The sequence below is a fragment of the Aurantiacibacter xanthus genome, assembly GCF_003584015.1.
GTDB lineage: Bacteria > Pseudomonadota > Alphaproteobacteria > Sphingomonadales > Sphingomonadaceae > Alteraurantiacibacter > Alteraurantiacibacter xanthus.
In genome coordinates this window covers 1-22,855 of sequence record NZ_QXFM01000015.1, presented here as the reverse complement: position 1 = coordinate 22,855, position 22,855 = coordinate 1, and the positions used below count along the sequence as shown (strand labels likewise).

21 protein-coding genes are annotated in these 22,855 nt (G+C 64.2%); 9 read left to right on the top strand and 12 right to left on the bottom strand.

Annotated features, from left to right (window positions below):
* The first annotated feature begins 28 nt into the window (after positions 1-28).
* From D2V17_RS02235 to pth, 5 genes are all read left to right on the top strand, one after another.
* Entirely contained in the window at positions 29-1,006 is a 978-nt protein-coding gene (locus tag D2V17_RS02235; RefSeq protein WP_220474048.1) for a TraB/GumN family protein, read from the top strand.
* 942 nt (positions 1,007-1,948) lie between these two features.
* Complete coding sequence (locus D2V17_RS02230) at positions 1,949-2,851, top strand: TraB/GumN family protein (RefSeq protein WP_191229032.1); 903 nt, start codon at positions 1,949-1,951, stop codon at positions 2,849-2,851.
* Positions 2,848-3,717, top strand: a complete 870-nt coding sequence (locus D2V17_RS02225) for a TraB/GumN family protein (RefSeq protein ID WP_191229031.1) — start codon at positions 2,848-2,850, stop codon at positions 3,715-3,717. Before D2V17_RS02230 ends, D2V17_RS02225 begins: the two co-directional genes overlap by 4 nt.
* A 102-nt stretch (positions 3,718-3,819) precedes the next feature.
* Positions 3,820-4,452, top strand: coding sequence for a 50S ribosomal protein L25/general stress protein Ctc (locus tag D2V17_RS02220; RefSeq protein WP_119591514.1), 633 nt, complete (start codon positions 3,820-3,822; stop codon positions 4,450-4,452).
* A gap of 97 nt (positions 4,453-4,549) precedes the next feature.
* Positions 4,550-5,119 carry an aminoacyl-tRNA hydrolase gene (gene pth, locus D2V17_RS02215; protein ID WP_119591513.1) on the top strand — a complete coding sequence of 190 codons (570 nt, stop codon included), beginning with the start codon at positions 4,550-4,552 and terminating at the stop codon, positions 5,117-5,119.
* A gap of 249 nt (positions 5,120-5,368) precedes the next feature.
* On the opposite strand, the gene D2V17_RS21670 is transcribed toward pth, so the two are convergent.
* The gene (locus D2V17_RS21670) at positions 5,369-5,614 is read right to left on the bottom strand and encodes a hypothetical protein (RefSeq protein ID WP_245978463.1); all 246 of its coding nucleotides are present in this window, start codon (positions 5,612-5,614) and stop codon (positions 5,369-5,371) included.
* Between D2V17_RS21670 and D2V17_RS21665 the strand changes: the two genes are divergently transcribed.
* Positions 5,589-5,648: a hypothetical protein gene (locus D2V17_RS21665; RefSeq protein WP_245978459.1), complete on the top strand. Its 60-nt coding sequence runs from the start codon at positions 5,589-5,591 to the stop codon at positions 5,646-5,648. The genes D2V17_RS21670 and D2V17_RS21665 overlap by 26 nt on opposite strands.
* A 165-nt stretch (positions 5,649-5,813) precedes the next feature.
* On the opposite strand, the gene D2V17_RS02205 is transcribed toward D2V17_RS21665, so the two are convergent.
* Positions 5,814-6,917: a tetratricopeptide repeat protein gene (locus D2V17_RS02205; protein WP_147367183.1), complete on the bottom strand. Its 1,104-nt coding sequence runs from the start codon at positions 6,915-6,917 to the stop codon at positions 5,814-5,816.
* A 153-nt stretch (positions 6,918-7,070) separates the two neighbouring features.
* Between D2V17_RS02205 and ychF the strand changes: the two genes are divergently transcribed.
* The gene (gene ychF, locus D2V17_RS02200) at positions 7,071-8,171 is read left to right on the top strand and encodes a redox-regulated ATPase YchF (protein WP_119591510.1); all 1,101 of its coding nucleotides are present in this window, start codon (positions 7,071-7,073) and stop codon (positions 8,169-8,171) included.
* 76 nt (positions 8,172-8,247) lie between these two features.
* On the opposite strand, the gene D2V17_RS02195 is transcribed toward ychF, so the two are convergent.
* A complete protein-coding gene (locus D2V17_RS02195; RefSeq protein ID WP_191229030.1) occupies positions 8,248-9,489 on the bottom strand; it encodes a tetratricopeptide repeat protein in 1,242 nt (413 codons plus the stop codon).
* 313 nt (positions 9,490-9,802) lie between these two features.
* On the opposite strand from D2V17_RS02195, the gene gyrA reads away from it, so the two are divergent.
* Complete coding sequence (gyrA, locus tag D2V17_RS02190) at positions 9,803-12,541, top strand: DNA gyrase subunit A (RefSeq protein WP_119591508.1); 2,739 nt, start codon at positions 9,803-9,805, stop codon at positions 12,539-12,541.
* 154 nt (positions 12,542-12,695) lie between these two features.
* Here gyrA and D2V17_RS02185 read toward each other — a convergent pair whose 3' ends face one another.
* Entirely contained in the window at positions 12,696-13,367 is a 672-nt protein-coding gene (locus tag D2V17_RS02185) for a lysoplasmalogenase family protein (RefSeq protein ID WP_119591507.1), read from the bottom strand.
* A 61-nt stretch (positions 13,368-13,428) separates the two neighbouring features.
* Between D2V17_RS02185 and trmFO the strand changes: the two genes are divergently transcribed.
* Positions 13,429-14,796 carry a methylenetetrahydrofolate--tRNA-(uracil(54)-C(5))-methyltransferase (FADH(2)-oxidizing) TrmFO gene (gene trmFO / locus D2V17_RS02180; protein ID WP_119591506.1) on the top strand — a complete coding sequence of 456 codons (1,368 nt, stop codon included), beginning with the start codon at positions 13,429-13,431 and terminating at the stop codon, positions 14,794-14,796.
* Between the two features lie 132 nt (positions 14,797-14,928).
* Here the strand turns inward: trmFO and D2V17_RS02175 are convergent, their stop codons facing one another.
* From D2V17_RS02175 to D2V17_RS02140, 8 genes are all read right to left on the bottom strand, one after another.
* Complete coding sequence (locus D2V17_RS02175; RefSeq protein ID WP_119591505.1) at positions 14,929-15,396, bottom strand: EF-hand domain-containing protein; 468 nt, start codon at positions 15,394-15,396, stop codon at positions 14,929-14,931.
* A 43-nt stretch (positions 15,397-15,439) separates the two neighbouring features.
* Positions 15,440-16,090, bottom strand: a complete 651-nt coding sequence (locus D2V17_RS02170) for a hypothetical protein (RefSeq protein WP_245978452.1) — start codon at positions 16,088-16,090, stop codon at positions 15,440-15,442.
* A 60-nt stretch (positions 16,091-16,150) separates the two neighbouring features.
* On the bottom strand, positions 16,151-18,052 hold the full coding sequence (locus D2V17_RS02165; RefSeq protein ID WP_119591503.1) for a TadE/TadG family type IV pilus assembly protein: 1,902 nt from the start codon (positions 18,050-18,052) through the stop codon (positions 16,151-16,153).
* A gap of 10 nt (positions 18,053-18,062) precedes the next feature.
* Positions 18,063-18,737 (bottom strand): TadE/TadG family type IV pilus assembly protein, encoded by a 675-nt coding sequence (locus D2V17_RS02160; RefSeq protein ID WP_119591502.1) that lies wholly within the window; start codon positions 18,735-18,737, stop codon positions 18,063-18,065.
* Complete coding sequence (locus D2V17_RS02155; RefSeq protein ID WP_119591501.1) at positions 18,731-19,402, bottom strand: TadE/TadG family type IV pilus assembly protein; 672 nt, start codon at positions 19,400-19,402, stop codon at positions 18,731-18,733. Before D2V17_RS02155 ends, D2V17_RS02160 begins: the two co-directional genes overlap by 7 nt.
* 163 nt (positions 19,403-19,565) lie before the next feature.
* Positions 19,566-20,948, bottom strand: coding sequence for a pyruvate dehydrogenase complex E1 component subunit beta (locus D2V17_RS02150; protein ID WP_119591500.1), 1,383 nt, complete (start codon positions 20,946-20,948; stop codon positions 19,566-19,568).
* A gap of 3 nt (positions 20,949-20,951) precedes the next feature.
* Entirely contained in the window at positions 20,952-22,046 is a 1,095-nt protein-coding gene (pdhA, locus tag D2V17_RS02145) for a pyruvate dehydrogenase (acetyl-transferring) E1 component subunit alpha (RefSeq protein ID WP_119591499.1), read from the bottom strand.
* 147 nt (positions 22,047-22,193) lie between these two features.
* On the bottom strand, positions 22,194-22,535 hold the full coding sequence (locus tag D2V17_RS02140; protein WP_119591565.1) for an FtsB family cell division protein: 342 nt from the start codon (positions 22,533-22,535) through the stop codon (positions 22,194-22,196).
* Positions 22,536-22,855: the final 320 nt, after the last annotated feature.

Below are 22,855 nucleotides of genomic sequence, written 5' to 3'. Positions count from 1 at the left end.
GGGACTGTTGCAGTTCCCTCGCACCGCTATGCTGCATGCGCTTTCCCTGCTCGCCCGACTGACCGCTCGACTGACCGCCCTGCTGCTGCTCTGCGGGACGCTGGCGGCCACTCCCCTGCGCGCCGAGGGCCCCGCCGCGCTGGAACAGGACTACGAGCCCGCCCCGGCGATCTGGCGGCTGACCGGCAAGGACAGCACGATTTACCTGTTCGGCACTATTCACGCCCTGCCGCCCGGCTTCCGCTGGCGCAGCCCGCTGTTTGACACAATCGTCACCGAGGCGGACGAACTGGTGCTCGAAAGCAGCTCCGAAGATACCATGGCGAGCCTCGCCGCCTACAGGCGGAAATACGGCGCCATCGCCGCCTCGCGCATGCCCACCTCGCGGCAGCTCTCACCCGCAGCGCGCGAGAAATGGCGCGCCCTGATCGAAAACTCGGGGGCGTGGTTCGACGAGGTCGATACCTTGCCGCTGCCCCTGATGGCGATGGGCTTCGGCTTTAGCGTCGCTGGCGAGCCGAGCCTGTCGCGGCCCGAACTGGGCGTGGAAAGCGTGCTGGAGGCCGAGTTCACAGAGGCCGGCAAGCCGATCGGCTCGATCGAGGACCACGGCGCGGTGCTGCTCAACCTGATGCGGATCGACGAACGCGGGCTGATCCGCGAACTGGAGGCCGACCTTGCCCGCTGGAGCGGCAAGTCGCCCAAGAGCTATCGCGGTGCCGGCGCTTCTCTGTTCGAGCCGCAGACCTGGCAGATGGAGCACGACTGGGCGCGCGGGCTCGTCGGCGAGGAGTTCGACCTCGGGCTGGGCGATGGCAAGCTGGCGGCGGCGTTCGACGATGTGCTGCTGACCCGCCGCAACCACGCCTGGGCCGGGTGGATCGAAACGCGGCTGGAGCGGCCGGGAACGGTGCTGGTGGCGGTGGGAGCGGGGCATTTCGAGGGTCCGCGCTCGGTGCTGGCTATGCTTGAGGCGCGAGGGTTGGTGGCGGAGCGGATTAATTAGGCCGCAAGCACATCAAACTAAAGGCATTATTGGGACGGGCTTCTATCCCATCGCTTCCGCATAGCTTAATGTCATATATCCTAAAGCTTCCCATCTTCGGACAAGTACTGGCAGGTCCGTGTGACTGACTCCTCAATCTTTAAGGGGCGTGATATGACGAGGGCATGGGAAGGATCTCAACTTTTATAGACACTTGGACCAGTCGCATCGCGAATGGGCTTACAATTTGGCCATTTCTGCCAGTCGGCGGCTTCGCGATACTAATGGCCTATCTATCAACTAGCATAGAATGGATAGCACAGTTCGGGGCTTTTGGCTGGCTGTCCGTCGCGCTAGGCGTCTTCGCCCTCACCAGTCTAAGCTTGGCGCTCATTGGGGGCTGGAGGGTAAACAATGCGCAAGCGCGCATGCTCTCAAGGTTGAGTTCAGACAGCTCGCCGTTTGATCCAATGGCTACAACGTTCGAGAATAAAAGAATTTTTCTGAAAGATTTGGTTCCAGCAGGGCGGCAACATCTCGAAAATCGTAAGTTCATAAACTGCGAGATAATTGGTCCAGGAAATATCGTTGTTTGCCTAAATGGAAGAGACGGAACACCTCCATTATTCAGAAACAATTTATATAATGACGTGGATTGCATTCAAACGGACCCGGCTGTGATTTCCAAGAATGCAATCTACTTTCCGGGTTGCGATTTCGATAATTGCCAGTTCTTCAACCTAAATCTGCTATTTTACGGACGCTATAACCCGGATTGGCATTGGATAACTCCGATCGCGGATCAACCTGCGCTGATACCATCACCGGCTCCGTCAAATAATTAGTTGCTTCGTTGATCTTTTATAGGGATCGCTGACCGCGACCGAAATGCACCCGCCATCCCACTGGAAACCCAGCCCCCAAAGCCCTATCTCGCGCGGGTCAGTCTGGAAAAATCGCCCCATGCAGCTTCTCAAGTCTCTCGCCCGCGCCGCTGGCACCATCGCGCTCATGTTCACGGGCGGCTGCGCGGCTGCCGACGCCGATCCCCAATATGCCGCCGCGCCGGTTCCGGCAGGCCCCGCCTTGTGGAAGCTCGCTGACGAAGACACCACGATATACCTGTTCGGCACAGTCCATGCCCTGCCCAGCGATGTCCAGTGGTACGACGGGCGCGTGGCAGCCGCCTTCGAGGCCTCCGACGAACTCGTCACCGAGATCGCCATGGACGACCAGCTCGCCCTCACCCAGGCGCTGACCGGCTCGGCCATGCTGACGGACGGGCAGAACCTGCGCGACCTGATGACGCCCGAAGACCGCAAGCAATACGAGCAGGCGATGATCGACCTCGGCCTGCCGCCGGGCGCGCTCGATCCGGTCGAGCCGTGGTATGCGGCGATGAACCTCTCGGTGCTGCCGCTGGTGCAGTCGGGGATCGACCCGGCAGCGGGCGTCGACATGGTGCTCACCCGCGCGGGCGCGAACAAGCGCAAGGATGCGCTCGAAACACTGGAGGAGCAGGTCGCGCTGTTCGATGACATGCCGGTTGCCGATCAGCTGACCTTTCTCGATGCGACGGTCGAGGCCGTGCCCGATGCGGCCAGAAACCTGCGCGAACTGATCGACCGGTGGGTGGTCGGCGATGCTGTGGGCCTTGCCGCCAAGATGAACGAGGGGCTCGAAGACCCGGCGCTTTATCAACGCCTGCTGATCGACCGCAACCGCAACTGGGCGGGCTGGATCGAGCACCGTCTGGCCGAACCGGGCACCGTGTTCATTGCCGTGGGCGCGGGTCATCTGGCGGGCGACGGCAGCGTGCAGGAACAGCTGGCCAAGCGCGGATACAAGGTCGAGCGGGTCCATTGATCCGCGCCCTGCTCGCCGTGCTGCTGCTGGCCTTCGGGCTGGCGGCGTGCGACGTTCTGCAATCCGAACCGGCACAGATCGCGCCGGGTGACCCTGCCCCCGCGCTATGGGAAGTGACCGCAAGCGAAGGCCAGAAAGCCTGGCTGTTCGGCACCATCCACGCCCTCCCCGATGGCGCCCGCTGGCACAGCGCCGCGCTCGATAACGCCTTCGACGAGGCCGATGTGCTGGTGGTCGAAATCGCCGACCTCGGAGATGCCGGACAAGCGGCAGAGGCCTTCGGCAAGCTCGCCTATACCCCCCGCCTCGGCCCGTTCCGCGCCCGGCAGGACCGCGCCTTCAACCAGCGACTCGATGCGAAGATCGGCGACACCGCCGCCATCCTTCCGCCCGATATCGAGGACTGGGCCGCCGCGCTCCGGATCGCCAGCGTTTCGGCTGAGGATATGGGCGAAAACGGTGTCGACCGCGCGCTGATGGCGGGCAACAAACCGGTGGTGGGGCTGGAAAGCTATGCCGCGCAGTTCGGCATCTTCGACGCGCTCTCGCCGGCGGATCAGAAGGCGCTGCTGCACGCCGTGGTCGACGATGACAGCGCTGAGGATGAAAAGGCCATGCGCGCGGCCTGGCTCAGCGGCGATCTCGACCGGCTGTCCCACCTCGCCATGACCGGAATGCTCAGCGAACCGGGCCTGCGTGCCGCCCTGCTCGACCGGCGCAACCAGGCCTGGGCCGGGCAGATCGCCCCGATGATCGAAGCGGGGCGCAAGCCGTTCGTGGCGGTGGGCGCGGCGCATATGCTGGGCGAGCAGGGCCTGCCCGCGCTGCTGGAGGCGCAGGGCATGCGTGTCCGCCGCATACAGTAGTTGCATTTGCGCCCGATCCGGCTATAGGCGCGCACTTCCGGCCATGGTCATCCCTGGAGGCGTGGCGGGAAGATAACTCAACGCAACCGAAAGGCATTCCTCATGAGCGACGCTCTGAACCTGCCGGCCGAGCTGCGCGAACGGGCTGGCAAGGGAGCCTCCCGTGCGCTGCGTCGCGAAGGCCGTGTACCTGCTGTCATTTATGGCGGCAACGAAGAACCCACCCCGATCCACGTCGAAGAGAAGTTGCTCGCGCGCCAGCTTGGCACCGGCCACTTCATGAACTCGATCGTGATGCTCGAGGTTGGCGGCAAGACCATCCGCACGCTGCCCAAGGACGTGGCACTGCACCCGGTCTCCGACCGTCCGCTCCACGCCGACTTCCTGCGTCTTGCCAAGGACGCCAAGATCGAAGTCGCGGTTCCGGTGGTCTTCATCAACGAGGAAGCCAGCCCCGGCCTGAAGAAGGGCGCCGTGCTCAACATGGTGCGCCACGAGCTGCAGCTGCTGTGCGATGCCGACAAGATCCCGGCCGAGGTCGAGATCGACGTGACCGGCCTCGAGGTTGGCGATTCGATCCACATCAGCCACGTGAAGCTGCCCGCCGGCGCTGAAAGCGCGATCACCGATCGCGACTTCACCATCGCCACCGTGGTTGCTCCCTCGGCCCTGAAGCGCGCGACCAACGAAGCCGCCGCCGAAGAAGGCGAGACCGAAGAGGCTGGCGAGGAGTAATCCTTCGCCCCGTTTTCGGGATAATCAGCAAACGCCGGGCCTCGCGAGAGGTCCGGCGTTTTGCTTTGCGACACATTTCGACTAAGGGCGCAGCGCGATGCAGCTTTGGGTTGGCCTTGGAAATCCCGGTCCGCAATATGCGATGAACCGGCATAACGTCGGCTTCATGGCGGTGGACGTCATGGCCGACATGCACGGCTTCGGCCCGGTGCAGAAGAAGTTTTCCGGCTGGTTGCAGGAAGGCCGGATCGGCAACGAGAAGATCCTGCTGCTCAAGCCCGCCACCTTCATGAACGAAAGCGGCCGCTCGGTCGGCGAAGCCATGCGCTTCTACAAGCTCGCGCCCGAGCAGCTCACCGTCTGGCATGACGAGCTGGATCTGGCCCCGTTCAAGGTCAAGGTGAAGCAGGGCGGCGGCCATGCCGGGCACAATGGGCTGCGCTCGATCGATCAGCATTGCGGGGCGGAGTTCCGCCGGGTGCGGCTCGGGATCGGGCATCCGGGACACAAGGACCGCGTCCACGGCTATGTGCTCGGCAACTATGCCAAGGCCGAGCAGGACGATCTTGCCGACATGCTCGGAGCCGTCGCCGCCGAGGCCGACTGGCTGGCAGCGGGTGACGATGCGCGCTTCATGAACGACGTGGCGCTGCGCCAGCAGGGCTAAGGTGCCGACTTTCGTCGGAAACTTTTACATCTCCGCTATCCGTCAAAACCCGTTAACCAGTGAAATCCGCAGAAATCTGCGATTGGCACGGCGATTGCGTTACACTTGGGCAGATGGTTTTAACCCAAAGGGGGGAATTAAAATGAAGATCAAGACTACTGCTTCCGCCGTCGCACTCGCTCTGAGCGCGCTTGTCGTTTCTGCTCCGGCGCACGCCACCTGGGGCTGGGGCGGCTGGGGCCACAAGCACTACAAGGGCTGCGGCCACACCGGCTCGTCGAGCAGCAGCACCAGCTCGAGCAGCAGCAGCAGCTCGTCGAGCGGCAGCAGTTCGTCGACTTCGGGCGGCTCGACCACCAGCACCAGCAGCGGTTCGTCGACCTCGGGCGGTTCGACCACCAGCACCAGCGGCGGCTCGTCGGGTGGTTCGTCGGGCGGCACCCCGGTTCCGGCTCCGGGCGCGCTCGGCCTGTTCGGCGCTGCGGCCATCGGCATCGGCTTTGCCCGTCGCCGTCGCAAGGCTTCGTAAGCAAGCGCAGGGCCTGATCGCCCTTTAAGATCTCCGGTAGGCATCGGCCCGCCTCCCGCATCCGCCCCGTCGATGACGGCAAGGGTGCAGGAGTGCGGGTCGATGTTGTTTTGATGCGGTGTTGGCTTCAGCCGATGGCGCTTATGGCGCGCGCCTGGGCTCGGCTCAGCGCGCCTTGGCGAGCAGCGCGCGGTCCTCCGCCGTACCTTCGGGGCCATTCGCGAGCGGCTCGATCACGCGGCGCGCCTCGTCCTTGTCGCCGGTATCGAGCAGGACTTCGGCATAGCTGCGCCGCACCTCGGCATTATCGGGCGTCTGCCGGAAGACCGGCGCCAGCTGCGCGCGCGCCAGTTCGCTCTGCCCAAGCCTGCGCAGCGCCTCGCCATAAAGGCCGCGCGCATCGTAGTGCCCGGCAATCAGGCTTTCGTGCTGTTGCAACTCGTCGCGCACGGCTTCCCAGTTGCCATCCTCGGCCTTCACCCGCGCATCGAGGAAGATGAACTCGACGTCGTTCGGGTAAGCCTTGGTGCCGCGCTCCACCAGCGGACGCAGCAGGTCGATGCGGCCAAGGTTAGCCATCGCGCCGATCGCGCCGAGCAGCGCCGGCCGGTCGAGCGGAGTTATGTCGAGAATGCCGAGATAGGCGCGCGAGGCGAGTTCGCTGTCCTCGTCCAGCTGCGCCAGCTGGGCGGTGATGAACAGGGTCTCGATCCGCCCCGGTGCCGCTTTCTGCGCCTGGGCAACCAGCGGACGCGCGGCTTCGGCATCGCCTTGCGAAAGATACCACGAGGCCTCGGCCACGATCAGTTTGAACTTGTCGCCTTCGGCCTCGCGGCCTTTGGCGAAGGCTGCCAGCATTTCGGCCTCATTGCCCTCCTGGCTCGCCGCCAGCGCACGCAGACGCCATGCTTCGGCGCTCTGGTCGTTGGCAATCAGAGCCACCGCTTCGCGTGTTTCGCCCGCCTGCAACTGCGCCTCGGCGCGCAGCAGGGCCGCGTCCGCCGGGACTGCCTTGAGGTTCGCCAAGCGGTCGAGCGTGAGCAGCGCATCGCGGCCCTGCCCCATGGCCAGCTGCGTGCGCGCCAGCAGTTCCAGCGCGGCGGCATCCTTGGGATCGTCGCGCAGGGCCTGCTGCGCCGCATCACGGGCGGCGAAATAGTCCTGATTGGCAAAGGCGGCTTCGGCATCGCCCCGGTGGTCGGCAACGGAGCTGTCGCAGGCCGTGAGCAACAGGGCGAGCGTGAGGGCGGCAAGAGGTCGCTTGGTCATCATGGCTGCGCTTTCTACCCGAAAAGCGGAAACAATCGATGAAAGATGTGCCGCCCCGCCCGATCCCGAAGCTGGCCAAGCGGGCCATGCCCGGCTAAGGGCCACGGCCTGTCATCCGCGCCGATTGGCGCCCCAATACGAAGGATCAGCCCCATGGGCTTCAAATGCGGGATCGTCGGCCTGCCCAATGTCGGCAAGTCGACCCTGTTCAACGCTCTCACCGAAACGCAGGCCGCCCAGGCCGCGAACTACCCGTTCTGCACCATCGAGCCGAACGTGGGGCAGGTCGCCGTGCCCGATCCGCGGCTCGACCAGCTCGCAGCGATCTCGAAGAGCGCCAAGGTGATCCACACCCAGCTCTCGTTCGTCGACATTGCCGGCCTCGTGAAGGGCGCCAGCGCGGGCGAAGGTCTGGGCAACCAGTTCCTCGGCAATATCCGCGAGGTCGACGCCATTGTCCACGTGCTGCGCTGCTTCGAGGATGACGACATCCAGCACGTCGCCAACAAGGTCGATCCGCTGGCCGATGCCGAGGTGGTCGAAACCGAGCTGATGCTGTCGGACCTCGAAAGCCTCGAAAAGCGCGTCGACAACGCCAAGCGCCGCGCCACAGCGGGCGACAAGGAAGCCAAGGCGCTCGCCTCGGTGCTGGGGCAGGCGCTGGAGCTGCTGCGCGATGGCAAGCCCGCCCGCCTCACCCAGCCCAATGGCGACGACGAGGAGCGCCTGTTCGAACAGGCCCAGCTGCTCACCGCCAAGCCGGTGCTCTATGTCTGCAACGTGGGCGAAGGCGATGCCGCGACCGGCAACGACCTCTCGGCCAAGGTGTTCGAGAAGGCTGCCGCCGAGGGCGCGCAGGCGGTGGTCGTCTCCGCCGCCATCGAGAGTGAAATCGTGGCGATGGCGCCCGAAGACCGCGCCGAGTTCCTTGCCGAACTGGGGCTGGAGGAATCGGGCCTCGCCCGCGTGATCCGCGCCGGTTACGAGCTGCTCGGCCTCAAGACCTTCTTCACCGTCGGCCCCAAGGAAGCGCGCGCCTGGACGTTCCACGACGGCGCCCGCGCGCCGCAGGCCGCTGGCGAGATCCACACCGACTTCGAACGCGGCTTCATTCGCGCCGAGACCATCGCCTTCAACGACTACATCACGCTCGGCGGCGAAAGCGGCGCGCGTGAGGCGGGCAAGCTCCGGCAGGAAGGCAAGGACTACGTCGTGCAGGATGGCGACGTGATGATGTTCAAGTTCAACGTCTGATACCAGCGGCACAAACAGGAACGGCGCGGGAACCGGAGTTCCCGCGCCGTTCTGCTGTCTGGTTGCCGAAGGCGGCTTAGCCGGCCTGCTGCTGCGCGTAGAGCGCCCACATCTCGGCGACCGGCTTGCGCGGCCCGGTCACCTGACCGAGCGTCTCGATAGCTTCGGCATACTTGCCCTGCTTGACCTGCGCCATGCCCTTGCGGGTCATCGCCTCGTTCACGTCGCCGCCCTTGTCGGCAGCAGCCTGATAGAGCGTTTCGGCGCGGGCGAAGTCGCCGATCGACCACAGCACGTTGGCTGAGCCCATCGCATCGAGCGCATCGCCGCTCTGGCCTTCGGAGAAGGTCGCATCGGGATTGCTGCGGTCGCTCGATGCGCGCGAGTCGGCAATTGACTTGACCTCGACGTAGTAGTTGTCGCCGGTGTCGATCAGGCCCGCCGCAGCCGCTTCGTTCAGCACCGGCAGCACCTCGTTCGACATGATGCGCGGATCGAGCGCCTCGATGTAACGCACGTACTCGGCGCGGTTCGACAGCGCCTTGGTCTCGCGCATCAGGCGCAGCAGATCGAGTTCGACCTGCGGATCGAGCTGACGGATGGCGCCAACCACCTGCAGCGACTTGAGCCAGCCGCCGCTCGACGGGTCAGCCTGCACGAGCGCCTTCGAAAGGGCGATCGATTCGTCGTACATGTCGTTGCTGTAGGCCGCGCCGAGCGTACGCTCGATCCAGGTAACGGGGATGGTGCGGCCCGCCGCGGCGAACTCCGGCTGCAACTGCTCGATATAGGCGACCGCTCCGGCGACATCGTCTTCCTGCAGATAGGTCTCGATGATGAGGCCCTGCGGGTCGTTTTCGGTGTAGCCAGCCGCAAGCGCGGCCGTCAGCGCGGTGCGCGCCGCAGCAAAGTCCTTCGCGTTGTAGGCAAGATTGCCGACGAAGAACTGGAACTGGCCGATCCGCTCCGGCTCGACCTTGCCGCTCTGGAGCATCAGCTCCAGCCCGCGGCGCTGCCAGGCCGGATCGTTGAGGTTGTTGCCGATCATCAGCGCGAGGTTGCCCGCCGCGTTGCGGTCGTCATCGTTCGAAATGGCGGCAAGGACGCTGTCGAACTTGTCGCGCGCACCGGCCCAGTCGGGCGTTTCACCGGAGGTCATCTCGGCAACCGGGGCATAGGCAGAACGGAAACCGCGCGAGTAGTCTTGCGCCTGCGCCGAAGTGGCAACCAGCGCCCCGCCGGCCAAGGCCAGCGCCATCGCGGCGCGCGAAACGATGCCGCGCGAGGTGAGGCGGCGGAAGGCGAACTTGTGAATCATCGATAATCTCTCCTGAAGTGGCGCAGATACAGGCCGTGGGGAGGCCGTCGTCTTTCCCGGTTGTGCGTACTGCATAGGAATGCCCGAGATTGCAAATTGCTCCTGCACGAGCACGGGTGAACTGCGTTTGAACACGGTTTGCAGCAAATTGGCGACAAACCTGTGCGCAAATGTGGAAAAAGCGCATGCTTTCGCCCGCAGGGGCCGCCCGTAACTGGCAGTTTGCGGCCCTATGGCCTAGTCCGGTGGCAACCAGAACAACAACGGATTGTCCATCGCAGTGAGCGACGAGATTACCTCTAGCCCCAACCCCATGTCTCCGCCCGAGTTCGAGCGCATCGACATCGTCGATGAAATGAAGACGAGCTATCTCGATTACGCGATGAGCGTGATCGTGAGCCGCGCGCTGCCCGATGTGCGCGACGGCCTGAAGCCCGTCCACCGCCGCATTCTCTACGCGGCGCAGGAAGGCGGCTATGTCGCCGGGCGGCCCTATCGCAAGTCGGCCAACATCGTCGGCGACGTGATGGGTAAATACCACCCCCACGGCGACAGCGCGATCTACGATGCGCTCGCCCGCATGGTGCAGCCCTGGTCGCTGCGCGTTCCGCTGGTCGACGGTCAGGGCAACTTCGGTTCGATGGACCCCGATCCGCCCGCCGCGATGCGTTACACCGAGAGCCGGCTGGCGCGCGTGGCCAATGCGCTGCTGGAGGATCTCGACAAGGACACGGTCGACTTCGTCGATAACTACGATGGCAGCCGCAAGGAGCCTTCGGTGCTGCCGGCGCGGTTCCCCAACCTGCTCGTCAACGGCGCGGGCGGCATCGCGGTCGGCATGGCCACGAACATTCCGCCGCACAACCTCGGCGAAGTGATCGACGGTTGCTTTGCCTATATGGACGATCCGGGCATCACCTCGGATCAGCTGCACGAGATCATTCCGGGGCCGGACTTCCCGACCAGCCCGCTGATCCTCGGCAAGTCGGGTGCGCGGCAGGCCTATACCACCGGGCGCGGCTCGATCCTGATGCGGTGCCGCCACGAGATCGAAACCTCGCGCGGGGATCGCCAGTCGATCGTGCTGACCTCGATTCCCTATCAGGTCGGCAAGGCCGGTCTGGTCGAGAAAATCGCCGATGCCGCCAAGGAAAAGCGGATCGAGGGCATTTCCGATATCCGCGACGAAAGCTCCAACCGTGGCGGTGTGCGCGTGGTCATCGACCTCAAGCGCGATGCCACCGCCGATGTGGTGCTCAACCAGCTGTGGCGGCACACGCCCGCACAGGCGAGCTTCCCGGCCAACATGCTGGCGATCCGCGGTGGGCGCCCCGAAACGCTGACGCTGCGCGATTTCATCGAGGCCTTCATCCAGTTCCGCGAGGAAGTGATCACGCGGCGCACCAAGTTCGAGCTGAACAAGGCGCGTGACCGGGCGCACGTGTTGCTCGGCCTGGTGGTCGCCGTCTCCAACCTCGATGAGGTGGTGGCGATGATCCGCAGTTCGAAGAATCCGACCGAAGCCCGCGGCAAGCTGCTCAACAAGCAATGGCCGATTGGCGACATCGCGCAATATATCCGCCTCGTCGAAGCGATCGACCCGAGCGACGATGAAAGCGGCGGCACCTACCAGCTTAGCGAGCGGCAGGTGAAGGCGATCCTCGACCTGCGTCTGCACCGCCTCACCGCGCTGGGCCGCGAGGAGCTGGGCGGCGAATTGCAGGAGCTGGCCGACAAGATCGAATATTACCTCTCGATCCTCGCCGACCGGGTGAAGCTCTACGGTGTGATGCGCGCCGAACTGCAGGAAGTGCGCGACCAGTTCGCCACCCCGCGCATGAGCGAGATCGCCCCCGGCTGGGCCGGTCTCGACGACGAGGACCTGATCGAACGCGACGATATGGTCGTGACCGTGACGCTCGATGGCTATATCAAGCGCACTCCGCTCAGCACCTTCCGCGCGCAGAACCGCGGCGGCAAGGGCCGCGCCGGAATGAGCACGAAGGACGAGGATGCGGTCTCGACCATGTTCGTGACCTCGACCCACAATCCGGTGCTGTTCTTCTCCACCCACGGCAAGGTTTACCGGATCAAGGTGTGGAAGCTGCCCGAGGGCGCGGCGAACACGCGCGGGCGGCCGATCATCAACCTGCTCCCGCTCGACAAGGACGAGACCATCGCGCAGGTGCTCCCCCTGCCCGAGGACGAGAACAGCTGGGGCGCGCTGAACGTGGTCTTCGCGACCGCGCGCGGCAATGTCCGCCGCAACGCGATGGACGCCTTCACCAACATCCCCTCGAACGGCAAGTTCGCGATGAAGTTCGAAGAGGGCAGCGACGACCGGCTGATCGGCGTGCAACTGCTCAATCCGGGCGATGACGTGATGCTGGCGACCAAGTTCGGCAAGGCGATCCGCTTCTCGGGCGAGGACGTACGCGAGTTCGTGAGCCGCACCTCGACCGGCGTGCGCGGCATGAAGTTCAAGGAGGCAGGCGACGAGGTCGTCTCGCTGTCGATCCTTGCGGCTGGCTCGGCCACGCCCGACGAGCGCGACGCTTACCTGCGCGTGGCGCCGTGGAAGGCGGATGAGGACGCGGCCCCGCTCTCGCCCGAGCACGAGGCGATGGCGGCGGACGAGCAGTTCATCCTCACCGTCTGCGCCAATGGCTATGGCAAGATCAGCTCCAGCTACGAATATCGTCAGTCGGGCCGTGGCGGCATGGGCATCACGAATATCGACAACATCAAGCGCAACGGCCCGGTGGTGGCGAGCTTCACCGCTACCCGTGCCGATCAGCTGATGCTGGTGACCGACAAGGCCAAGCTGATCCGCATCGGCCTCGACACCATGCGCATCATCGGCCGCAACAGCGCGGGTGTCCGCCTGTTCGATGTCGGCAAGAACGAGCATGTCGTGTCGGCGGTGAAGATCGACGAGGAAGAAGCGCCCGAGAATCTCGCCGAAGAGGCGATTGTCGAAGAGATGATCGACCGCAACGATGGCGATGACGTGGTCGGGCCGCAGGAAGACAGTGACGACGGCGAGGAATAGGCCTTTTCCGTCAGCTTCTTAAGCGTGCGGGGTTACGAAAGATAACCCCGCACGCCTCTCGGAAGGTTGCAAAAAGTAACTTAGGTTGTAAAATGTAACCCAGCTCCCGTCACCCCGGACTTGATCCGGGGTGACGATGCGCGGCCTAGTGCCCCTACTTCACCACCCGCAACTGCGGATCGCGCTTGCTCAGCGTCTGGATCACCCCGGTGCACATCAGGAACATGCCGAGGTAATAGAGCGGCCAGACCAGCAGTTCCGCCCACTGCGTGCCCGACAGCGGGCCCATCTCGGCAAACAGGATCAGGTCGCTCACCACGAACAGCATGGCCCCCGCCCCGACCCGGAAACGCGGGAAGTCACTCGCCCAGGCGCTCGCCGCCATGCCGCCGAGCGACAGCGCGTAGAGCGCGGTCTGTAGCTTCGCGTCAGGATCGTAGGGCAGCAGATAGCCCGCCAGCGGCACGCAGATCAGAGTTACCCCGCAAATCCAGCTGTGAATGCCAATCGCCGGGCGCCGATGCTTGAGCAACAGGCCCATCGCCAGAACGTGATGGAGGAAGAACAGCAGCCCGCCCACGGTCACGTCGATCTCGATGGCCATGTCCCCCAGCGCCGCCGCGCCGAGCGCCCAGACATAGAGCCGCGCATCGGCGCTGGCATGGCGCACGAAGGCGTAGACCGCCAGCAAGCCCACCGCGCTGCCCTTCAGCGGAATGAGGTACAGCTCGGGCAGCTCGCTCACGCGCAGGTAGTAAAAGGCCAGCGCTGCGGCAATCGACAGCAGCAGGAAAGGGCGTTTCTGGGCAAGCGCGCGTTTGGGCATGGGCTCAGTTAGCCGCGCGCAGCTATTTGCGCCAGCACCCGAAACGCCTATCTGGCCAGCCATGACTCATCAGGTACACATCATCGGCGGCGGCCTCGCCGGATCGGAAGCGGCGTTTCAGCTCGCCCAGCGCGGCGTGAAGGTGCGCCTTTCGGAAATGCGCGGCGGCGGCGGCAAGACCCCCGCCCACGAAACCGAGGGGCTGGCCGAGCTGGTCTGCTCCAACTCGTTCCGCTCCGACGACGACACCAAGAACGCGGTCGGCCTGCTGCACCACGAGATGCGGCGGCTGGGCTCGCTGGTGATGATGGCGGGCGAGAAAGCGCGCGTTCCGGCGGGCAGCGCCATGGCGGTCGACCGCGACGTGTTCTCCGCCGAGGTCGAGCGCGTGCTGAGCGAGCATCCGAACGTGGAGATCGTGCGCGAGAAGGTCGAGGCCCTACCGGAGAGCGGGCTCACCATCGTCGCCACTGGCCCGCTCACCGCTGCCGAGCTGGCCAGCTCCATCGTCAAGGCCACCGGCGAAGACCGGCTCGCCTTCTTCGACGCCATTGCCCCCATCGTGCACCGCGATTCGATTGATATGTCGAAGTGCTGGATCCAGAGCCGCTGGAACAAGCGCACCGAGGCCTCGAACGAGGACGGCGACTATATCAACTGCCCGATGACCAAAGAGCAGTACCTCGCCTTTCACCAGGGTCTGCTCGACGCCGAAAAGGGCGAGTTCAAGGAGTGGGAGGCCGACACCCCCTATTTCGACGGCTGCATGCCGATCGAGGTCATGGCCGAGCGCGGGGTCGAGACGCTGCGCTACGGCCCGATGAAGGGCGTGGGGCTCGATAATCCCTACGACACCAATGAGGAGCACCCGCAGGGCCGCTGGCCCTATGCCGTGGTGCAGCTGCGGCAGGACAACAAGCTCGGCACCCTGTGGAACATGGTCGGGTTTCAGACCAAGATGAAATATGGCGCGCAGGTCGAGCTGTTCCGCACCATTCCGGGGCTGGAAAACGCCGAGTTCGCGCGGCTGGGCGGGATGCACCGCAACACCTTCATCAACTCGCCCGAATTGCTTGACCGCCAACTGCGGCTGAAGAGCGCGCCGCATATCCGCTTTGCCGGGCAGGTGACGGGCTGCGAGGGCTATGTCGAAAGCTCGGCCGTGGGGCTGGTCGCAGGAATGATGGCGGCGGCCGAACTTGCGGGCACCGACTGGACCGCGCCCCCGCCGACCTCGGCACTGGGCGCCCTGCTTTCGCACATCACGGGCGATGCCGAGGCCTCGAGCTATCAGCCGATGAACATCAACTTCGGCCTGTTTCCGCCGCTGCACGAGGTCCACAAGAAGCAGCGCAAGGAAGCCTATACCGAGCGCGGCAAAGCCGATTTCGGCGAATGGCTGGCGGGGGTGGGCACGGTTCCGGCCTAACCCACCCCCGCTCATCCTGAGCTTGTCGAAGGATCGGCCTTCCTTCAGGCCTCTCGCTTGCCCGCAAAGAAACAACAGCCCTTCGACAAGCTCAGGGCGAGCGGGGGTGGTTTGTCATCACGCAGATGGTGATCAACACGAACAGCGCGGTTTCGGTGCGGGTCTCGGCGCGCTGGTGGCGAATTCGGTGGCGGTCAGCTCGCGGTTGCCATCGGCGTCCATCTCGTCGAACCGCTCGGCGGTGGTGATCGCCCATTCCTCGAAATCGAGCAGGTTGTTGCCGTCGATATCCAGCTTGCGGAAGGCATCGGTGCGGCTCGAAAGCATCTCGTTGCGGGTGATCTTCATGTCGCGGTTGCGGTCGTAACGGAAGAAGCGGCGCTGTTCGCGGGTCAGCTCGCTCGCCTCAGGCGGCTCGGGGCCCAGCAAACCGGCCACATCGGCCAGAGGCAGCGCCTCGGGATCGGTGCTTTCCTGCGCCAGAGCCGCGGGATCGGGCGGCGGCGCGGCCCGCTCCACCTCGGCGCGGCCCTGAATCCAGAACAGCCCCACCCCCACCATCAATAACGCGCTGACCGCACCCAATATCAGGCGATTCATCGCAGTATCTCCCCATATGCCCCAGAGACTTACGGAGAGTACCTCAGACTCCTGAAATGCCAACCCTCATTGCCAGCAGCATCGCACCCGGCCCGTCGAGCAGCCCCTCGCGCTCGCCAGCGAGCGCCCGGCGGGCCAGCGCATCGAGCACCGCCAGCGGACGCAAAGCCCGCGGCAGACGCCGGGTTCGGGCAGGGTGCTTCATGGCAGCGCTGACGATTGAAGCACGCTCATCGCCCGGCGGTATCGCCAGCGCCAGATCGGCCAGCGCCCAGATCCGTGCGGGTGCAGCAACGCCCTGCCCGTCGGCACCGAGCCTGCGCGCCAGCGTGTCCCACAGTGCCACGCGCCCTGCGGCGAACTCATGCCAGGCCTCCTCGCCCGGTTCCTCGGCGAGCAACGCCTCCCAGCCATCGACCAGCGCGACGAGACCGGCGCAGTCACCCATACTATCGCGCAGGGCCGCCAGCAGCGGCTCTCCCTTGGGCCATTTGTCACACGGTTCGCGCAACCGGTCGCGCCACCAGGCGAGCTTGATCTGCGTCAGCATGGGCTCGCCACCACCCAGGGCAACCCCCGCCAGCCGGGTATCAAGCGCCAGCAGCGCGAGCGTAGCCGGGCGCGCCGCAGCCGGGGCATAGGACAGCGCCAGCCGCTGCGGCAGAGGCAGAGTTTCGATCAGATCGTGAGACATCGCGGCGGTCATTCCCAACCGCCGCTGCGGAATGCAAGCCCGTTAACGGCGGCGGCGATCTTACTTGATCAGGCGCGCCGTTTGCAGCGTGGTCGAAAACAGCGTCCGCAGCGCGGTGGCGATGTTGTCGTCCGAAGTGACGGTCTGCACCAGCGGCGCCCCGTTGTTTCCGGGTGAAGCGCACTTTTGCAAGGCGGCGAGGATCTGATCGGAGCTGCCCGCATTGCCCACCGGGTAGGGCGAAGGCGGAGCCGGCAGCCAGGGCGCGACATTGCTTTGCGACCAGCTGTCGCCGACCAGCGATTCCGGCAGGTACTGCGTGTAGAGGATCGCGATCTTGATGCCCCGCGCCTTGAGCGCGCTGCACTTGGCCAGCTCCTTGTTGGCAGCGCTGCGCATCGGCCCCATCACGCGCGAGCCATCCGGTTGATCGAGCATGCCATCTGTGATGAGGAACATGATCTTCTGCGGCGTCTGACCCGGCGCGCCATTTCCGGCATTGGGGATATGGCTGTTCATGAAATTGAGCATGTTCAGCATCTCGGTGGTCCGGTCGCCGACGTCCAGATTTTTGGTGGGCATACCGTTCTGGTACCAGTAGTCATCGGCCGGGAAGACCGATTCCACCGAGAAGCCCTGGTTGTAGATCCCGACATCGGTCAGCCCGGTCAGTTGGCGGACCGGCGTGCTTTGCCCCGGCCGGGTCCAGTCGAACGAGAACAGCTGCATCTGGTAGGTCACGCGGTAATCGTCCGCCTGATTGGCCGCGAAGGGGATGAGCTGCGTGGCCGCGGCCACCATCGCATCCTTGCGCAGTTGAAGGCGCTCAGGGCTGCCGAAGATCTTGCCGTAGTTATGCGTCAGCCAGAACCCGTCGGCCCAGTACCCGTAGTCGTAGACAGTGGACGGCTGGGTAACTGGAGAGCCCTTGGTGTCGTATGACGAACTTGTGTTGTAGCGGGTCTCCGAAACCTCCACATGCTTGTCGGTGATGGTGGTAACAGCCCGGTTGATGGTCACCGGTCCGCTCGAGCTGTCAACCAGTGTGTAGCGGACACCCGTTGTGGTGGTTTCGGTAGTGGTGGTCGTTTCGTTGTAATAGCAAGTGCTCCACCATCCGCACCGATACGATCTGCGCACAATCTGCGTGACAGGATCGGCAGTGACAGTCACGGTCGAGTTCATCGGGTTGCCGTTGCTGTCAAAGAGTTGCTCGCCGCGGGCATCCCAGCGATACCACCAGCTATTCTTGGGCGAACCTGCCGTGTAGTAACTTGTCGAGAGCAGCACATCGCGGCCCTGGGTATCCCTGATCCAGATACTGTCCTTGTGCGGCATCTGCGCATGGCAGGCATAGGCGCAGCCGTTTGCATTGTGCGAGTTCTTGGTCGCAGCGATAACCTTGGCAATGCCGTCGCTGGTCGCGGGCAGCAGCATCGAGGGCGAATTGTCCATCGCCAGATAGAAATCGACGTTGGGCGGCTGTGCGGCGCTGGCAACGGCCGAGCCCGAAATCGTGAGCGTGTCCGCCCCCAGAATCCCGCCGAAGGAGTTGATCGACTCCGCCGTATAGCTGATGGTGACCTTGCGCAGAAAACCAAGCGTGCTGCCACTGCCGGTGGTCACCTTCTCGACTTTCGGCTCGACATCCAGAATGCGATAGCCGCCCATCTGCTCGGCCTGCGTTTCAAACATGTTGACCGCAGCCTGCTTGGCAGCCGCATCCGATTCAAACATCATCGTCGGAGAAACCGCGGCCAGCGCAGCGGCATCGGCAGCGGCGTTGAGGTGGGTCTCCAGCCGCATGGCGCGCCCATAGTCCACCCCGAACCCCGCCGCGAAGGTGAGAGGAATCACTGCAAAGCCGAAAATCATCAGCACGTTGCCGCGGCAATCGGACTTGAGGCGGCGCAAGAGCCCGCCGATCGTCGTGGTGGTGGTTGTGGTGAGCCGTGCGAACATCTGCCGTTTCCTAGAAAAGGCGCGGGGACATGTAGATCGTGTCGGACAGGGTCATCTCGCCCACCGACATGAAATCTATCGGCGGGGCGTAGGCGTAGGTAACTGTTCCGCGGTACAGAAACGCCCCGGACGTCCCGACCTGCGTCGTGGTGCTGGTGCCCGGGTCGAGGTTGTTGCAAACGTTGGTGCCGTCGGGCGAGACGGGGATCATGTTCGGCGACACGAGGTCGCCCGGAACCTCGACAATCGCTTCTCGCGGCTGCCTTTCCACCCTGGGCAAGGTGCCGGGGGTATCGGTTGAAGCGATCGCCGACCCGCTGGACCCGTCGCTGTTCTGCGTGCGCGCCCGCGTCCACACCACATAGGCGTGGTTGGCGTCGCACACACGCAACAGCGAGATCTGCTGCGTGGCCACGTCGAGCTTGTAGGGCGCAAGCGACACTGCACTTGCGCTCAGGAAGTTGTTTGCGTTGCCCGCAGCCGGATCGTTGTAGACGATCGCAGGTGACATGTTGCGGCTGACGAGGTCGGTCAACGAGCGGGTCGCAACCGTCACCTTGCGATTCACCGCGATCAGCTCGGAAACGGTCATGCCGCCGAAGTAGAGCACCAGCATCACCGGCAACAGAAACGCGAATTCGATCAGCGCGGTGCCGCTGGTGCAGGAAAGCAGCCGTCTCAGCATGACGCCTGCCCCGCACCGCATGCATAGTCCTCGGTGGTGAAGACCGAGGTGGCCGTAAGCATGCGGTTGTTGTTCGGCTCATTGATGAGGCTGCTGCCCAGCGCGCCGGTGCCGGTCGGCCACAGGTAGATCAACTGCACCGCGATGATCTGGTTCTTGCCCGAACCGGCGGCGGTGTAGCTATAGCCGGTGCCGGTCGAGACGATTTTGCCGTCGCTGTCGTAAGTGAAGGTCGGGCGGTTGGCGGCGCCGACGGTGTAGGCAGGGGCGCGGCTCACATTCACCGTCAGGCGTGAGCACGACAGCATGGCGGGCAGAAGCGGCTTTATGGTGAAGGCATCACCGTTCGCGTCGGTTCCGCTGGCCCCGTTGCAGATGGCGTCCTTGAAGTCGGCGTCGGTCATGCCGACGTGGCCGTTCGCCATTGTTGAGGTTTGGGCAAAGCCGGTCAGAAACATGCGGGACGCGCCCTCGGCGGCGGTCTCCAGCATCTGCTGCGCGAGATAGACCATCATCAGATGCAGCGTGGCCATCAGCAATGCGATGAAGGCCGTGCCGACGATGGCGAATTCGATCACTACTGCGCCGCTGCAATCGTCCCATAGCGAAAGGCGCCCGCGCGCGGGCGACAGGTGGTCGGAACTATGGTCATGCAGTCTGGCCATGGCGAGCTATCTCCAGCCGCCTGCATGCAAAATCTTCCTTAGAATTTCGTAAAAGACCGCCTCTGTCGACGGTTAGCGCGGCCGTCCGGGCACCCGTGACCTTTCAGGGATCGCGCACCAGCTGCGACGCCTGCCCCGGAAGGACAGGCGTCGCATAAGCCTATCAGCGGTAACAGACCTTCTTCACCGCCGCGATGACCTTGTCCTTGTCGATCAGCGCGAGCTTTTCGAGGTTGGCGGCATAGGGCAGCGGCACGTCCTCGTTGCACACACGGGTGACCGGCGCATCGAGGTGGTCGAAGCCCTCCTCCATGCACAGCGCGACGATTTCCGAGGCGACCGAGCAGGTCGGCCAGCCTTCTTCGGCGATCACCACGCGGTTGGTCTTGGCGAGACTTTCAAGCACCGCTTCCTTGTCAAGCGGACGGATCGTGCGCAGGTCGATGACCTCGGCCTCGATGCCCTCGCCCGCCAGTTCCTCGGCAGCCTTGAGCGCGATGCCCACGGCGATCGAATAGCTGACGATGGTGACGTCCGAACCCTCGCGCATGATCCGCGCCTTGCCGATCGGCAGGACGTGGTCGTCAAGCTGGGCAACCTCGAACTTCTCGCCGTAAACCAGCTCGTTTTCGAGGAAAATCACCGGATCTTCCGAGCGGATCGCCGCCTTGAGCAGGCCCTTGGCGTCCGATGCGTCGTAGGGCGCGATCACCACCAGACCCGGCACGCTGGCGTACCACGGGGCATAGTTCTGGCTATGCTGCGCGCCGACGCGGCTGGCCGCGCCGTTGGGGCCGCGGAACACCACCGGGCAACGCATCTGGCCGCCCGACATATAGTTGGTCTTGGCGGCAGAGTTGATCAGGTGGTCAATCGCCTGCATCGCGAAGTTGAAGGTCATGAACTCGACCACCGGGCGCAGGCCGCCCATGGCCGCGCCCGTACCGATGCCGGCAAAGCCATATTCGGTGATCGGGGTATCGATCACGCGCTTGGGGCCGAACTCGTCGAGCAGCCCTTGCGTGACCTTGTAGGCACCCTGATACTCGGCGACTTCCTCGCCCATCACGAACACGCGTTCGTCACGGCGCATTTCCTCGGCCATGGCATCGCGCAACGCTTCGCGCACGCTCAGCGTGATCATGTTGGTGCCGGCGGGAATGGCAGGATCGGCCTTGCGCGGCTTGGCCTCGGGCGCGGAAACCGCAATCGGGCCTTCCTCGTCGGCGCCCGGCTTCTCGCCGGAGCTGGCCTCGGCCTTCTCTTCAGCTGCGGGAGCAGGCGCCGCATCCGACACCTCTTCGCCCTCGGCGGCGAGAATCGCGATCACGGTGCCGACCTTCACCTCTTCGGTGCCTTCGGGCACGAGGATCTTGCCGACCACGCCTTCATCGATGGATTCGAATTCCATCGTCGCCTTGTCGGTCTCGATCTCGGCGAGCACGTCGCCCGAGCTGACAGTGTCGCCTTCCTTGACCAGCCACCTGGCCAGCGTGCCTTCTTCCATCGTGGGCGAGAGCGCGGGCATCTTCAGTTCAATCGCCATTGCTCAATACTCCTCCACGAGCACATCGGTGTAGAGTTCACCCGGCTCCGGCAGGGGCGAGTTCTCGGCAAAGTCCGCCGACTCCGCGACGCGCGCGCGAATGGCCTTGTCCATGTCTTTCAGCTTGTCCTCTTCGACGCCCAGCTTGAGCAAATCGGCCTTGGCGCGCTCAATCGGGTCATGGTTTTCGCGCACGTCCTGCACTTCCTCGCGGGTGCGGTACTTGGCCGGATCGGACATCGAGTGTCCGCGATAGCGATAGGTGTTGCACTCCATCAGCACCGGGCCATTGCCCTCGCGCACATATTTGAAGGCGACCTCGGCGGCCTGGCGCACTTCGAGCACGTCCATGCCATCGACATCCATGCCGGGGATGCGGAAAGCCGCGCCGCGCTTGTAGAACTCGACTTCCGCCGAGCTGCGCTTGACCGCGGTGCCCATCGCATACTGGTTGTTCTCGACCACGAACACGATCGGCAGATCCCACAGGGCCGCCATGTTCATCGTCTCGTAGACCTGGCCCTGGTTGGCCGCGCCGTCACCGAAATAGGCGATGCACAGACCGCCGTCCTCGTTGTACTTATGGGCAAAGGCAAGGCCGCCGCCGAGCGACACCTGCGCGCCGACGATGCCGTGGCCGCCGAAGAACTTGTGCTCGGTGCTGAACATATGCATCGAGCCGCCCTTGCCGTGGCTGATCCCGGCCTGGCGACCGGTCAACTCGGCCATGATGATGTTGGGATCGATGCCATAGGCCAGCATGTGGCCATGGTCGCGATAGCCGGTGATGACCGAATCCTTGCCCGGCTCAGCCGCGCTCTGGAGGCCGATGGCGACCGCTTCCTGGCCGATATAAAGGTGGCAGAAGCCGCCGATCAGGCCGAGGCCGTAAAGCTGGCCGGCCTTCTCTTCGAAGCGGCGGATCAGCAGCATCTGCTCGTAAAGGTGCAGCAGGGTATCGGCGTCGGCCTTGAACCGCTTGTCCTTCTCGAACTCGGTTTGCAGGATATTGAGCGAAGAGTTGCTTTCGGCAGCACTCGCCTTTGGCGCGGGGGTGCGCTTGGGCGAGGCGGAACGGGCGCTGGGGGTCTTGGCCAAGGCTCAGGGTTTCCTCTGTTACGCGGGTGGCGCAGTTGGCGCACACATCTGAGACTGGCCTATGGCTGCTATTTCCAGAGGGTGCAATGTGGTCGCGGAGAGAAATACCAGAGCGGAAATAAATTCCACTTCGCACAACCATATTGGTTATTCTGTTGCGGACTTGTCCGGCATATCCAACTCGATCACATATTCATCGGGGTGCATCACGCCGAGGTTATGCCGAACCAGCTCGGAACCGAGATCGGGATCGACATTGTCGGGATCGAGCAGCCGCACGCGATTCTCCAGCGCAGCCTTGGTCTCGCGCAATTCGGCGATCCGCTTGCTGTGGGCCTGCAACATTGCGGCATTTTCGCCCCAGGCAATGACGCCCGCCGGACCGAACAGGGCAAGCGCGCCGATCAGCAGCAAAACGATCAGCGCAAAGGCACTCGCCAAGCGCTCGCCGAGGTTCACTCGACCGGTATCGTGTTTGCGGGGAGTCATGATCATGATCTCTTGAATCACAGGGATGCGGGCGATTCAAGCGGCAAACCACGAACCCGGCGAATATTTGCGTAGATATCGCCGACAAGGGGGTAAAATGCGGCGGGCCGTATGGCGCAAACCCGACCATCGGCACCATGCAAGCCCCTTGCGCCGATGCCTGCTCCACGTCATGGATGGCGGCAATTGAGAGGGAGTCTGAAAACATGCACGCCTATCGCCTAGCCGTCCTGGCCGCTGGCCTGACCTTGCCGCTGGCCGCACTTTCCCAGCCCGCACAAGCCCAGGTGGACGATGCGATCGTGCTGGAAATCATGCGT

Coding starts and splice junctions, on each gene's coding strand:
- D2V17_RS02235 (WP_220474048.1), top strand. CDS start 29: ATGCTGCATGCGCTTTCCCTGCTCGCCCGACTGACCGCTCGACTGACC.
- D2V17_RS02230 (WP_191229032.1), top strand. CDS start 1,949: ATGCAGCTTCTCAAGTCTCTCGCCCGCGCCGCTGGCACCATCGCGCTC.
- D2V17_RS02220 (WP_119591514.1), top strand. CDS start 3,820: ATGAGCGACGCTCTGAACCTGCCGGCCGAGCTGCGCGAACGGGCTGGC.
- pth (WP_119591513.1), top strand. CDS start 4,550: ATGCAGCTTTGGGTTGGCCTTGGAAATCCCGGTCCGCAATATGCGATG.
- D2V17_RS21670 (WP_245978463.1), bottom strand. CDS start 5,614: ATGCCGATGGCCGCAGCGCCGAACAGGCCGAGCGCGCCCGGAGCCGGA.
- D2V17_RS02205 (WP_147367183.1), bottom strand. CDS start 6,917: ATGACCAAGCGACCTCTTGCCGCCCTCACGCTCGCCCTGTTGCTCACG.
- ychF (WP_119591510.1), top strand. CDS start 7,071: ATGGGCTTCAAATGCGGGATCGTCGGCCTGCCCAATGTCGGCAAGTCG.
- D2V17_RS02195 (WP_191229030.1), bottom strand. CDS start 9,489: ATGATTCACAAGTTCGCCTTCCGCCGCCTCACCTCGCGCGGCATCGTT.
- gyrA (WP_119591508.1), top strand. CDS start 9,803: ATGTCTCCGCCCGAGTTCGAGCGCATCGACATCGTCGATGAAATGAAG.
- D2V17_RS02185 (WP_119591507.1), bottom strand. CDS start 13,367: ATGCCCAAACGCGCGCTTGCCCAGAAACGCCCTTTCCTGCTGCTGTCG.
- trmFO (WP_119591506.1), top strand. CDS start 13,429: ATGACTCATCAGGTACACATCATCGGCGGCGGCCTCGCCGGATCGGAA.
- D2V17_RS02175 (WP_119591505.1), bottom strand. CDS start 15,396: ATGAATCGCCTGATATTGGGTGCGGTCAGCGCGTTATTGATGGTGGGG.
- D2V17_RS02170 (WP_245978452.1), bottom strand. CDS start 16,090: ATGTCTCACGATCTGATCGAAACTCTGCCTCTGCCGCAGCGGCTGGCG.
- D2V17_RS02165 (WP_119591503.1), bottom strand. CDS start 18,052: ATGTTCGCACGGCTCACCACAACCACCACCACGACGATCGGCGGGCTC.
- D2V17_RS02160 (WP_119591502.1), bottom strand. CDS start 18,737: ATGCTGAGACGGCTGCTTTCCTGCACCAGCGGCACCGCGCTGATCGAA.
- D2V17_RS02155 (WP_119591501.1), bottom strand. CDS start 19,402: ATGGCCAGACTGCATGACCATAGTTCCGACCACCTGTCGCCCGCGCGC.
- D2V17_RS02150 (WP_119591500.1), bottom strand. CDS start 20,948: ATGGCGATTGAACTGAAGATGCCCGCGCTCTCGCCCACGATGGAAGAA.
- D2V17_RS02140 (WP_119591565.1), bottom strand. CDS start 22,535: ATGACTCCCCGCAAACACGATACCGGTCGAGTGAACCTCGGCGAGCGC.